The sequence below is a fragment of the Chloracidobacterium sp. genome, assembly GCA_016720705.1.
GTDB lineage: Bacteria > Acidobacteriota > Blastocatellia > Pyrinomonadales > Pyrinomonadaceae > OLB17.
The window spans coordinates 1,768,462-1,780,026 of the sequence record JADKKB010000007.1 but is presented as its reverse complement, the minus strand read 5'-3'; the positions used below and the strand labels follow the sequence as shown (position 1 = coordinate 1,780,026).

At 54.1% G+C, this 11,565-nt stretch carries 14 protein-coding genes; 9 read left to right on the top strand and 5 right to left on the bottom strand.

The genetic code is table 11. The features are described 5' to 3' along the window. The first annotated feature begins 32 nt into the window (after positions 1 to 32). The gene (dapF, locus tag IPQ00_15190; GenBank protein ID MBL0241907.1) at positions 33 to 884 is read left to right on the top strand and encodes a diaminopimelate epimerase; all 852 of its coding nucleotides are present in this window, start codon (positions 33 to 35) and stop codon (positions 882 to 884) included. 1 nt (position 885) lies between these two features. Here dapF and IPQ00_15185 read toward each other — a convergent pair whose 3' ends face one another. Together IPQ00_15185 and IPQ00_15180 are read right to left on the bottom strand one after the other, a co-directional pair. Beyond that, positions 886 to 1,776: an ATP-binding protein gene (locus tag IPQ00_15185; protein ID MBL0241906.1), complete on the bottom strand. Its 891-nt coding sequence runs from the start codon at positions 1,774 to 1,776 to the stop codon at positions 886 to 888. Between the two features lie 84 nt (positions 1,777 to 1,860). Continuing rightward, on the bottom strand, positions 1,861 to 2,673 hold the full coding sequence (locus IPQ00_15180; protein MBL0241905.1) for a fatty acid desaturase: 813 nt from the start codon (positions 2,671 to 2,673) through the stop codon (positions 1,861 to 1,863). Between the two features lie 232 nt (positions 2,674 to 2,905). Between IPQ00_15180 and IPQ00_15175 the strand changes: the two genes are divergently transcribed. From IPQ00_15175 to IPQ00_15155, 5 genes are all read left to right on the top strand, one after another. Further along, complete coding sequence (locus IPQ00_15175) at positions 2,906 to 3,835, top strand: lysophospholipid acyltransferase family protein (GenBank protein ID MBL0241904.1); 930 nt, start codon at positions 2,906 to 2,908, stop codon at positions 3,833 to 3,835. A gap of 113 nt (positions 3,836 to 3,948) precedes the next feature. Next, positions 3,949 to 4,242 carry an acyl carrier protein gene (locus IPQ00_15170; GenBank protein MBL0241903.1) on the top strand — a complete coding sequence of 98 codons (294 nt, stop codon included), beginning with the start codon at positions 3,949 to 3,951 and terminating at the stop codon, positions 4,240 to 4,242. Positions 4,243 to 4,244: 2 nt separating this feature from the next. Next, entirely contained in the window at positions 4,245 to 5,459 is a 1,215-nt protein-coding gene (locus IPQ00_15165; protein ID MBL0241902.1) for a beta-ketoacyl-[acyl-carrier-protein] synthase family protein, read from the top strand. A 12-nt stretch (positions 5,460 to 5,471) separates the two neighbouring features. Further along, positions 5,472 to 5,702 (top strand): cysteine-rich CWC family protein, encoded by a 231-nt coding sequence (locus IPQ00_15160; protein ID MBL0241901.1) that lies wholly within the window; start codon positions 5,472 to 5,474, stop codon positions 5,700 to 5,702. Further along, positions 5,674 to 6,498, top strand: a complete 825-nt coding sequence (locus IPQ00_15155; protein ID MBL0241900.1) for a cyanophycinase — start codon at positions 5,674 to 5,676, stop codon at positions 6,496 to 6,498. The genes IPQ00_15160 and IPQ00_15155 overlap by 29 nt, the downstream gene beginning before the upstream one ends. On the opposite strand, the gene IPQ00_15150 is transcribed toward IPQ00_15155, so the two are convergent. After that, positions 6,495 to 7,763 carry an Nramp family divalent metal transporter gene (locus IPQ00_15150; GenBank protein ID MBL0241899.1) on the bottom strand — a complete coding sequence of 423 codons (1,269 nt, stop codon included), beginning with the start codon at positions 7,761 to 7,763 and terminating at the stop codon, positions 6,495 to 6,497. The genes IPQ00_15155 and IPQ00_15150 overlap by 4 nt on opposite strands. 100 nt (positions 7,764 to 7,863) lie before the next feature. Between IPQ00_15150 and IPQ00_15145 the strand changes: the two genes are divergently transcribed. Both IPQ00_15145 and IPQ00_15140 read left to right on the top strand, forming a co-directional pair. Continuing rightward, positions 7,864 to 8,154: a nucleotidyltransferase family protein gene (locus IPQ00_15145; protein ID MBL0241898.1), complete on the top strand. Its 291-nt coding sequence runs from the start codon at positions 7,864 to 7,866 to the stop codon at positions 8,152 to 8,154. Between the two features lie 77 nt (positions 8,155 to 8,231). After that, positions 8,232 to 8,795, top strand: a complete 564-nt coding sequence (locus IPQ00_15140) for a hypothetical protein (protein ID MBL0241897.1) — start codon at positions 8,232 to 8,234, stop codon at positions 8,793 to 8,795. A 5-nt stretch (positions 8,796 to 8,800) separates the two neighbouring features. On the opposite strand, the gene pta is transcribed toward IPQ00_15140, so the two are convergent. Next, positions 8,801 to 9,811 carry a phosphate acetyltransferase gene (gene pta, locus IPQ00_15135; protein MBL0241896.1) on the bottom strand — a complete coding sequence of 337 codons (1,011 nt, stop codon included), beginning with the start codon at positions 9,809 to 9,811 and terminating at the stop codon, positions 8,801 to 8,803. Positions 9,812 to 9,939: 128 nt separating this feature from the next. Between pta and IPQ00_15130 the strand changes: the two genes are divergently transcribed. After that, positions 9,940 to 10,494 (top strand): DUF1232 domain-containing protein, encoded by a 555-nt coding sequence (locus tag IPQ00_15130; GenBank protein ID MBL0241895.1) that lies wholly within the window; start codon positions 9,940 to 9,942, stop codon positions 10,492 to 10,494. 32 nt (positions 10,495 to 10,526) lie between these two features. Here the strand turns inward: IPQ00_15130 and IPQ00_15125 are convergent, their stop codons facing one another. Further along, entirely contained in the window at positions 10,527 to 11,564 is a 1,038-nt protein-coding gene (locus IPQ00_15125; protein ID MBL0241894.1) for an ATP-binding cassette domain-containing protein, read from the bottom strand. Between the last annotated feature and the right edge of the window lies 1 nt (position 11,565).

Genomic DNA, 11,565 nt, shown 5'->3' with positions numbered 1-11,565 from the left:
GCAACGGCCCCAATTAAGATAACAAAACATTAATGAACACTCTCAACTTTAGTAAATTTCACGGTTTTGGAAACGATTACATTGTCATCGAGGGCTCTTCGCTCACGGCGGGCACGGATCTTTCAACGCTTGCGGCGGCGATCTGCGATCGGCATACCGGAGCAGGTGCGGACGGTATCGCGGTACTCGAGCGACTCGACGGTGTCGATGCCGACTATAATTGCGAGATCGTCAATCCGGATGGATCGATCGCCGGATTTTCCGGTAATGGCACCCGGTGCGCGGTAGCGTTTCTGCATCATTCCGGAAATTGGGAGGCAGACGACCTACGCCTGCGGACGCGCAGCGGCATCAAGCGCTTTCACCTGCTCGAGTCGGCGGCGGGCCATTTTGAATTTACGGCCGAGATCGGCATACCGCACTTTACCAGTCGCGAGGTGCCATTTGCGTCCGACGAACTGATCCACTCAGTGATCGACCGCGAAGTAGTCCTCGGCGATCAGGCAATATTGGTTTCGGCCATCAATGTCGGCAATCCCGTTGCGTGTATCTTCGTAGAAAACTTTGATTTTGACTGGCGCGATGTCGGCCGCGAGATGGAGAGCCATCCATTGTTTCCCGAGCGTGCCAATATCGTTTTTGTAAAGGTACACGACCGAGCGAATATCGAGCTTCGCATATGGGAACGAGGCGTTGGCGAAACCTCGGCGTCAGGAACGTGTTCGGCCAGTGCAGCCGTGCTCTGCGCATTTACCGGTAAGACCGGCCACGATGTGACAGTCGAGAGCCCCGGCGGCAAAACCGGCGTTACCTGGCGCGACGACAACGAAATAGTCCTAACAGGCTCCGCCGACCTCGCTTACACAGGGTCGTGGCCGCTTTAGATCAGGCCCTATTCCTGGGCAATTGAATTATAAATGTTGAACCTTTGCCCTCGCCTTTGCTTTGGGCGCGGATGCGGCCGCCGTGTTTTTCGACGATCGAGCGAACGATGGCGAGGCCGAGGCCGGTGCCTTTGGCGGCATCGACCGACGCATTCGGTACGCGGTAAAAGCGTTTGAAGATGCGCTTGAGGTCGCTGCGGGCGATGCCGATGCCGTTATCGCGGACATAGATCTCAGCTTTATTCTTGCTGGCGGGTTTGAGCCGGATCGAGACTCTTGGCTCGGCCCCTGAGTACTTAAAGGCGTTTTCGAGCAGGTTTACGATCGCGGTATGCAGTTCTAAACGGTCACCGAGCACCTTGACCGACTCGCTCGGACCCGTAAAGCGAATATCACTCTCACCGAGATGACGCTGGTTGCGGATCGTCGCGATCGCTTCGACGATCAATTCGCCCAGGTCGATCTCAGCGAGATTCATCGGTCGGCTCTTTTCACGCGTCCGGCTAGCCTGTAGGACCTGTTCGACCGTGTTCAGCAGGCGCTTATTATCCGACAGCATTATGTCGTAAAACTCTTCGCGTTTTTCCTTGGTCAGTTCGCGAGTCTTGAGCGTCTCGAGGTAGAGCTTGATCGAGGCAATGGGCGTTTTTAGCTCGTGGGTGACAGCATTGAGAAAGGCGTCGTGCTGCTCGTTACGGCGGATCTCGCGGACGAGAAATATCGTATTGAGGATCAGTCCAGTGATGATCAGGGCAAAAAATATGATCCCGAGCACTAGCAGAACGACCTCGCGGACATTCAGGATGATCCACCCGATATTGAGCGCGACCGCCAATACCGACAGGACGATACCGAGTACGAGAAAGAAAATAGCTGTCTTACGCCGGCGCATAGCTACTCAAAATGTAGAACGGAAAATGGAAAATTGAAACCCTCAGGTTCACTTTCCATTTTCCGTTTTGAGGTTTTCTATTGTTTATGCGGCTTTTAGGACTTCCTTTGGCGCCTCGGATTGGGTCTTCAGGTCGTAGGCGTAAACATTGCTGATCAAACCGAGTTTCTCAAAAAGCTGAATTTGATACCAGTTGATGTCAAATTCCTTCCACGTAAAACCGTGCTTTGCCGAACGTGCGAAAGCGTGATGATTATTATGCCAGCCTTCGCCAAAGGTGACTGCGGCCACCAGGATATTGTTTCGCGAATCATCTCGGGTGTCGAACCGACGGTAGCCCCAGATATGGGTCGCCGAGTTGACCAACCAGGTAAAGTGCCAGCTAACCGTGACGCGTACGACGACTGCCCAGAGCACCATTGTCCAACCGCCGATAGCAAACAGGCCGGCGGCCAAGATCAGCGTGGTGACGTAATAGTACTTGTCGATAAAGACCAAATACGGATCTTTCATCAAGTCGGGCGAGTAACGCTTACGCGCCGAATCGGGCTGATTCTGGGCCGTTCCCTGAAATATCCAGCCCATATGCGACCACCAGGCACTAACGCGGGGGCTGTGCGGATCTTTTTCCTGATCGGTAAAGGCGTGGTGCAGGCGGTGGGTAGTCGTCCACGCGATCGGGCCCGACTGGAGCCCCAATGTGGCTAGCGTCGATAGAAAACGGATCATCCATTTGGACGTCGTAAATCCGCGGTGCGACAGCAGGCGGTGATAGCCGATGCCGACGCCCCAGCTATTGGCAAACCACCAGATGATCAGTGCGGCGGCCAGATTCTGCCAGCTAAATGTAAAAAATGCGGCTAGAGCGGCCAGATGGAATGTGGCCACGAAAAAGATCGTGTTCCAATTGTATTTGCCACTTCTCGACGGTTCAAAATCGACTACGTTTTCCACTATTAATAAGCCCCTTTACGGTTGAATAATTGCAGGAACAAATGTCCCCATCAAATACCCTAACAGCTTTTGAACGCGGCAATTGTAAGAGTTTTGTAAGGTTTAACACTTCGACGGGCGGTATTGAATTTATCGAGTGATGCATCTAAAGTATTACATTGTCTTACCGGACCGAATGGCTAAAAAAAGCAGCTTACAGATAAAAGTAGAATACGTGGCTGTGCGGGCATTGCTCGTAACGCTCGGGGTGATGCCGCGGCGGATGAGCCTTGCGTTGTGCTTTGTTTTTCTGCGTACGGCATTTCACTTGATCGGAGGCCTTCGAAAGGTCGGAATGCGAAACCTGGAGATCGCTTTTCCGGAAAAGTCGCTATCGGAGCGACGCGAGATACTAAAAGGGGCGTTCGACAATCTCGGCCGCGTGCTCGGCGAACTAAGCCAGTTTCACAAATCAACGCCGGAAAACCTGGCCCAAATAATCGATCTTACACTCGACGAAACGGCACAGGCCCTTTATGACCGTCACCTATCTGAACGTCGCGGCGTAATGCTCGTAACCGGCCATTTTGGCAATTGGGAAATGCTCGTAATGGCATTTGCCGCCAATTACGAGCCGATATCATATCTGGCCCGACCGCTCGATAATCTGATGATCGACCAAATGACCTACGACATTCGATCGCGTTACGGCAATATGCCGATCAACAAGAATAACTCAGCGATGGTCGCGATAAAGATACTGAATGAGGGCGGCGGCCTCGGCATTTTGGCTGATGTGAACGTGCATCCGAAAGAGGGCGTATTTGTCCCGTTCTTCGGGGTGCCGGCCTGCACGTCTATCGGGCCGGCGATGATCGCCTCAAGATCGAACGCGCTGATATTGCCCACATTTTGCATTTGGGACAAGAATCGAAAAATGTACCGGATCGTTCACGGCAAATTGATCCAACCGTCCAACACCGGCGACCGTCAACACGATATGCTCGAGCTCACAAGGGAAATTACCAATGAGATCGAAAAGGTGATCCGGGCATATCCCGATCAGTGGTTCTGGATACACAAGCGTTGGAAAACACGTCCGCCGGGCGAACCGTCGATCTACTAGGACACAAATTCGGCAATAGGGTTCTATTCGGAAGTGGAAGGAATGGAACAAATCCATTACACTTATTTTGAAAAAGCCGAACGGTAATATTTGATCAAACAGGGGGATTTAATATGTCAGAAGAAACTGTTTTCGAACGGGTCCGCCGAGTGTTTGCAACATTCAAAAAGATGTCGCCCGACGAGATCAAGAGCGAAACGACCTTTGAGGATCTCGGGCTTGATTCGCTCGACGGGCTTAACCTGATCTTTGAGTTAGAAGAGGAATTTGACATTATGATCCCCGATGATAAGGTGCAGTCGATGAAGAGCGTTGCCGAGGTCGTCGAGGGCATAGAATACCTTTTAGCTAACCCCGACGATCAGACCAAGATGCCGATACATCCGACTGCGGCCGAGAAAGAATAGAAATGAAACGAGTGGTGATCACGGGCCTTGGCGTTGTTTCCCCTATCGGGAATGACGCCGCTTCGTTTTGGAACTCATTGACCGAATGCCGTTCGGCGATCGGGCCGATGACCAAGGTCGATGGATCGACGCTGCGATTTCAAAACGTGGCAGAGGTTAGCGATTTTATTGCGGCGGATCACTTTGACGAAAAATCACTGCTCTGGCTCGATCCCTTTACGCAATACGGCATCGTCGCCGCACGCGAGGCGATTGTCGATTCCGGCCTCGAGCTAACTGATGAGTTGCGTGACCGCGGGGGCGTTGTAACGGGATCGTGCCTAGGCGGCAAGATGACCGAGGACGAACTTTTTTACAAACTCTACGCCGAAGGCAAACAGCGCCACCAACCGATCGCGATTCCGCGTGCGATGAGCAATGCGGCCGCGAGCCATATCTCGATGGAATTTGGCCTGACGGGACCGACATTTACCATTTCGACGGCTTGCTCGTCGGCCAACCACGCCATCGGCCAGGCATTCTGGCTGATCCGTCAGGGTACGATCGATATGGCCGTCGCCGGCGGCAGTGAGGCTCCGATCTGCTACGGCAATCTCAAGGCGTGGGAATCGATGAGAGTGGTATCGCAAGATACCTGCCGTCCGTTTTCGCGTGACCGAAGCGGAATGATACTCGGCGAAGGTGCGGCGATGTTTGTAATGGAAACCCTCGAGTCGGCTCAGAAGCGCGGTGCGCGGATATACGCCGAGATCGCCGGTTTTGGGATGTCCGCCGATGCCCATCACTTGACGATGCCGCTGTCTAGCGGGGCGGCAAAGGCAATGCGGGCCGCACTATCTGATGGTGGTATCGCCCCAGAGCAGGTCGGTTATATCAATGCCCACGGAACGGCGACTCAGGCCAACGACCCGATGGAGGCCGAAGCGATCCGGTCAGTATTCGGCCAGCATACGGACGCTCTTGCGGTAAGCTCGACCAAATCGATGCACGGCCACGCCCTTGGCGCCGCCGGAGCGATCGAATCGGCCGCGACAATTCTCGCAATTCACAACAAGGTTCTGCCGCCAACTGCAAACTTTAACGAAGCCGACCCTGATTGCCCGTTGGACGTGATACCCAACGAAGCACGGCCGGCGACCGTCGAAGCAGCGATCTCAAATTCGTTTGCCTTTGGCGGCCTGAACGCCGTCGTCGCATTTCGCCGTTGGAATGGCTAAAGGCTGATAGATATGGACCCCGAAGCACCGAGATCCGAAAGCGAACGTGTCGGCAACACCGTAAAGGTATGCGAGTCGTGCGGAGCAGGATTCGGTTGCGGAGCCAATGCCGAAAGCTGTTGGTGCTCCGCCGTCGAGCTCACATCGGCTGCCGCCGCGTCGATCGGCAAGTCATTTGCTGACTGTCTCTGCCCGCAATGCCTACGTCTAAACAATGAAATATCCAACCGGCAATCCCGCTAGGTCCATAATAATTATTGCGGCGATCTTGCTCGTGCTCGGTGCGATGCCGGCACTTGGCCAACAGCGCTTGATCGTGATCGGCGGCGGTAACCGCCCCGCTGAGGCGATGAAGCGATTTGTCGAATGGGCCGGCGGCGAAAAGGCTCGCATCCTCGTGATCACGTGGGCGAGCGGCGACCCGGACGCGAGCTTTAAGGCACTTACGGACAGCATCGTCGACTATAAACCCGCATTCATCGAAGCATCACCTGCGACACCGCTCGACGCAGAAACGCGAAAGCGATTTGTGGAACAGATCAGTTCGGCGACGGGCGTGTTTTTCACCGGCGGTGACCAAAACCGCATTATGGATGTGCTCAAGGATGAAGAGTTGCTGAAGACCATTCGCGAGCGATACGCCGTCGGCGTTGTGATGAGCGGCACGAGTGCCGGCGCAGCAGTATTGTCGGACCCGATGATGACCGGCGATGCTGACCTCAAAAAGCTAGACGGTTCGAAGGTCGGCATTCGCCAAGGGCTCGGCTTAATTTCGGGCGTCATATTTGACCAACATTTTTTAGTCCGCCAGCGTCATAACCGCCTTTTCGGCTTGCTGATGGTCCGGCCGGGAATGCTCGGTGTCGGGATCGACGAGGATATGGCTGTGATGATCGCCGACGATCGGAAGCTCGAGGTAGTTGGGCCGACTCAGGTAATGTTTGTCGATACAAAAAAGGTCAAAGGCGGTATGGCCGTGTATTTCTTAAATGCCGGCGACAAATTTGACCTGAAAAAGCGCAAGCGGTCCGCAAACTAATTTCCCCAGGTAATGAACATCGCGATAGCCGCGATAAACATCACGGCGGTGGCCAACCACCCGACAATATTGGCAAATGTACCGTTGACCCGATCGCCCATAACGCGCTTATTGTTGGCGACGAGCATTACGACCACGAGCAACGGCGGAGCTACCACACCATTTATCACCGCCGTCCAGAATAGTGCCTTGATCGGGTTGATGCCGACAAAATCAATAAGCACTCCGACTAGCGTCGAAACGGCGATGACGGCGTAAAACTTTTTGGCGTGACGAGGCTTTTCGTCGAGGCCCGACGGCCAGCTGAATGTCTCGGCCACCGCATATGCCGCCGAACCCGTCAGTACCGGAACGGCGAGCAAGCCCGCTCCGATCAGCCCGATCGCAAACAGGACGGTCGCAAGATCGCCCGCGAGCGGCCGCAGAGCCTGTGCCGCATCGGTCGCCGATTGGATATCGGTCTTACCCGAGACGTGCAGCGTCGCACCGGCCGCAAGGATCACAAAATAAAACACGACATTACAAAACACCATTCCGACGATGGTGTCGATCTTTTCGCGTTTGATCTCGGCATCGGTCGCCCCGAGCCGTTGGGTCAGCTTTGTTCGGCCCTCGCTTTTTTCGTCTTCGACCTCTTCGCTTGCTTCCCAAAAAAAGAGATACGGCGAGATCGTCGTACCAAGAATGGCGACGATCGTGGTGATGTATTCGCTGCTAAGCCTGATCGGCGGGATAAAAGTGGCCGTGGCGACCGCGTACCAGTCCGGTTTGGCAAGAAAGGCGGCGATGACGTACGCAAAGAGCGACAGCGACAGCCACTTAAATATCTTGACTATCAATCGATAAGATCCCCATATCTGCAGTACCACTATCGCAACAGCGATCGGCACGACCATCACCGATATCGGGATCGGGACGAACATATTGATCGCCGCCGAGATCGCTGAAATGTCAGCACCGGCATTGATCGTATTTGCGATGACCAGTCCTATCACCGTCGGATACAGTAGCCAGCGTGGGTAATACCGTTGCAGTACGCCCGCAAGCCCGCGGCCCGATACCATCCCGATCTTGGCACAGATATGCTGCACCACGACCATCAGCGGCAGTGTCACGATCGCCGTCCACAACGTCGCAAAACCCAACGCAGCTCCGGCCTGAGAATACGTCCCGATCCCTGACGGATCATCATCGGAGGCACCTGTGATCAACCCGGGGCCGAGGCGTGCGAAAAGTCGTGTTATCGGATTGTCGCGGCGTGTCATATCTGTTGAGGTTAGAATATCACCTATGGTCCTGTCGTTTGATGGACAAATTCCTATTGAAGTGTAATCCGTAAATTGTTACAGTTTGTGCGAGGAAAGAATGCAAACACTTGATTCGATACAAAGAACTTTAACCTTGCGAAAGGCTGAGCTTTTTGAGCGATTTCGCATCAAGAATCTTGCAATTTTTGGCTCCTATGCCCGCAATGAGCAACGCTCTGACAGCGACATCGACATACTCGTCGAGTTTGACGCTCCCGTGGGTATCGAGTTCATTGAACTTGCAGATCAATTGGAGAGCATTCTAAAGCTGAGAGTCGACCTAGTGTCCCGGAGTGGGATAAAGCCTAAATATTACCGAGCGATCAGCAACGACTTAAAGTATGTCTGAACGATCTGTACGTATTGTTAATTGAAGACATTCTTGAAGATATTAGTTGAATTTTAAGCGGCAAATGGAACATCAGCATGAGCGTTTTACTATTCGACATGGGGCTACCAATGATCATACCGTCACTTGCCTTGATGGCGGTTGCATTGGTACCGATCGTATTAATTGAGGCGTTTGTCGTTAGATCGGCACTTCGGACCGACACTAAAAAAGTACTCATCTCGGTGGCGACGGCCAATGTAGCTTCGACCTTTATCGGAATTCCTGCAACATGGTTTCTGCTTTACGTGTTGGAATTGGCCAGTGTAAACGCGATCGCCGCGACGACTGACCGCAATCCTTGGACAGTATTGTTCTCTGTCACGCTCGGCTCACCATGGGTAGCTCCGGGTGTTCACAATGAACAATGGGTCATTATGGGGGCTATGTTGTTCCTACTCATACCTTATGGCCTGGCGTCGTGGGCGATAGAATACTTGGTAATAAAAACAATGTTTCCAAAAGGGCAAAATGCCGACGGTGTCATCGAGTCGTCGAAGCATCTCAAGCGCGTAGTGGGCAAAGCCAACCTTGTCACATATTGCTTATTAGCAGTTTTTGTAATCGTAGTAAGGGTTGTCAGTCTGCCTAGCTCAAATTAGACGCTTCAGGCCGGGTCCTTTCTCGCCTGTGATTGGACTGCGGTGATCGCAACGGCATCGACAATGTCTGTCGCGGAACAACCGCGTGAGAGGTCGTTGCAGGGGCGGTCGAGGCCTTGGAGAATGGGGCCGATGGCGGTGCCGCCGGTCAGGCGTTCGGTCAATTTGTAGGCGATGTTGCCTGAGTTTAGGTCGGGGAATATCAGCACATTCGCTTTGCCTGCGACGGGTGATCCGGGCGCCTTGGAGTTGGCGACGGACTGGACGAGTGCGGCGTCGGCCTGGAGTTCGCCGTCAATGGCCAGATCGGGCATACGGATCTTTACGGTCTTGGTCGCCTCGATGACCTTGTCAATAAGCTGATGTTTGGCACTGCCTTTGGTCGAGAACGAGAGCATCGCGACGCGCGGGTCCGTCTGGAGCAAAGCCCTACACGAGTCTGCCGATGCGATCGCGATCTCCGCGAGTTCGCCGGCGTCGGGGTCGATGACGACGCCGCAATCAGCGTAGATCATCGCTCCGCTTGCACCAAACTTTTTATCCGGCACGACCATCAGGAAAAAGCTCGACACGATCTTGTAGCCTTCTCGTACGCCGATGCATCTGAGAGCGGCGGCAACAGTGTGGGCAGTTGTATTGGTCGCACCGGCGACCGAGCCGTCGGCCCGACCCAAGCGAACGAGCAGATTTCCGAAATAGAGCGGATCCCTGACCGTCTGTTCGGCCTCTTCGAGCGTGATGCCCTTTGAGCGTCGGATCTGATGATATAGCTCCGCGATCTTACCAAATTGATGATGGTCGCTGCGGTGGTCGAGGATATTGACGCCGTTGAGGTTAGCACCCGCCTCGCCGGCCAGCGAACGAACCTTTTCCTCGTTTCCAATTACGGTTATTTTTGCCACCCGATCGCGGGCACAGATGGCGGCGGCCTCGACTGTACGGATGTCTTCGCCCTCAGGCAAAACGATGTGCTGAATGTCGGCTGCGGCCCGCTCGCGGATTTGCTGCAAGATCATAAATTATTCTTTCGTCGGTCAACTGACGATATTCAACTCGAATTTACCATACAACCAAACCTTGTGAAACTTGCACAAAGCTGCGGTTATTTCTAGACTGAAGGAAACCAACCGGGCGGTACATAAATATGAGCAAGAGCATTGAGCCGAAAAACAAGCTGAAACGCCGTGAAAAGTCTGAATTAAAAGGTCGTCTGCACAGCTTTTTAATGTTTTTACCGAATATGGTGATGCTACTCGGCAGATTGCTCAAGGACATTCGCGTCCCGACGGCCGAAAAGGCACTCTTTGTCGCCGCGATCGTTTACGTTGTCTCACCGATCGATTTCATACCGGACGTTTTCCCGTTTATCGGCCAGGTCGATGACCTATATATGGTCGCTCTCGTTCTGCTCAGGCTGGTCAATCGAACTGACGAGTCGGTTGTCCGCGAGCACTGGTCGGGCGGCGGCGATATCGTTGCACTTGCCGATTCGATCGCCGGCATTGCTCCCAAGTTTTTGCCAAAGCGCATTGCCCGCGTCATTACATCCCGCGTCGAACTCGCTCCCGCCGGAAAGGTGCTCCGCGGTATCACAAAACGTGACGAAGCCGTCGTCCGTGAGATCGATTCGGAGGAATTTGAGCTCGAAGCCCGCACGCCCTTCACCTCCCCGCGCATCCCTGAGCGTAAACCGAACTGATCTGTCCGGCCGCAAAAGGCTCTAACAGTAGTTCAAGCACCAATAACCTTTAGGCCAGCAGCGGCGTTTTCTTCGATCTTCGGGTTTGCCGGGCTGATGCGGATGCAAGCGGCGTAGTGGCGCGGTTTGATCTCGACGAGTGTCGGCGAAACGGCGGCACACTCCGGGATCGCATACGAGCATCGCGTATGAAAATGACAGCCAGTCGGCGGATCGATCGGGGACGGGACATCGCCTTTGAGTATGATGCGCGAGCGTTTGGCTTCCGTTTCCGGATCGGGCACAGGCACCGCTGAGATCAATGCCTTGGTATACGGCATCAGTGGATCGCTATATATCTCAAAGCCGTCAGCTAACTCGACAATGCGGCCCAGATACATAACAGCGACGCGGTCCGAAAGGTGCCTAACTGCCCGCAGGTCGTGCGAGATAAATAGATACGTCAGATTCTTTTCGGCCTGAAGTCTCTCCATCAGATTCATTATCTGGGCCTGGATCGACACGTCGAGAGCGGATATCGGCTCGTCGGCGACGATGAATTCGGGGTCAACGGCGAGTGCCCGGGCGATGCCGATGCGCTGACGCTGTCCGCCTGAAAACTCGTGCGGATATCGCTTGATAAAGCGGCGACTAAGGCCGACGGTCTCCATCAGTTCCTCCACACGCTGCGATACCGAACCGGCACCGAGCCGAAATGTACGGATCGGTTCGCCGATGATATTGCCCACCGTCATTCGCGGGTTCAAGCTCGCGTACGGATCCTGAAATATCATCTGCAAATGCTTTCTCTGATCGCGCATCATCGATTTTGGCAGATGCCCGAGGTCTTTGCCGTCATAAAAGACCTTTCCGCCCGTCGGCTCGGTCAACCTGAGAATTGCCTTGCCGAGCGTCGATTTGCCGCAGCCCGATTCGCCCACGAGCCCCAATGTCTCGCCTTTTTTGATGTCGAGGCTAACGCCATCGACTGCGCGGACAGTTTTGGCCGCGCTGAAGAGTCCGCCGCCTGAGCGGTAGTGGACCTTTAGATCCTGCAGAGAGATCAAATTGTCTTGATTCGATTCCGGCATT

Bases quoted from the DNA above. Each gene is read 5' to 3' on its own strand.
- dapF (MBL0241907.1), top strand. From the start codon at position 33: ATGAACACTCTCAACTTTAGTAAATTTCACGGTTTTGGAAACGATTAC.
- IPQ00_15185 (MBL0241906.1), bottom strand. From the start codon at position 1,776: ATGCGCCGGCGTAAGACAGCTATTTTCTTTCTCGTACTCGGTATCGTC.
- IPQ00_15175 (MBL0241904.1), top strand. From the start codon at position 2,906: ATGGCTAAAAAAAGCAGCTTACAGATAAAAGTAGAATACGTGGCTGTG.
- IPQ00_15170 (MBL0241903.1), top strand. From the start codon at position 3,949: ATGTCAGAAGAAACTGTTTTCGAACGGGTCCGCCGAGTGTTTGCAACA.
- IPQ00_15165 (MBL0241902.1), top strand. From the start codon at position 4,245: ATGAAACGAGTGGTGATCACGGGCCTTGGCGTTGTTTCCCCTATCGGG.
- IPQ00_15160 (MBL0241901.1), top strand. From the start codon at position 5,472: ATGGACCCCGAAGCACCGAGATCCGAAAGCGAACGTGTCGGCAACACC.
- IPQ00_15155 (MBL0241900.1), top strand. From the start codon at position 5,674: ATGAAATATCCAACCGGCAATCCCGCTAGGTCCATAATAATTATTGCG.
- IPQ00_15150 (MBL0241899.1), bottom strand. From the start codon at position 7,763: ATGACACGCCGCGACAATCCGATAACACGACTTTTCGCACGCCTCGGC.
- IPQ00_15145 (MBL0241898.1), top strand. From the start codon at position 7,864: ATGCAAACACTTGATTCGATACAAAGAACTTTAACCTTGCGAAAGGCT.
- IPQ00_15140 (MBL0241897.1), top strand. From the start codon at position 8,232: ATGAGCGTTTTACTATTCGACATGGGGCTACCAATGATCATACCGTCA.
- pta (MBL0241896.1), bottom strand. From the start codon at position 9,811: ATGATCTTGCAGCAAATCCGCGAGCGGGCCGCAGCCGACATTCAGCAC.
- IPQ00_15130 (MBL0241895.1), top strand. From the start codon at position 9,940: ATGAGCAAGAGCATTGAGCCGAAAAACAAGCTGAAACGCCGTGAAAAG.
- IPQ00_15125 (MBL0241894.1), bottom strand. From the start codon at position 11,564: ATGCCGGAATCGAATCAAGACAATTTGATCTCTCTGCAGGATCTAAAG.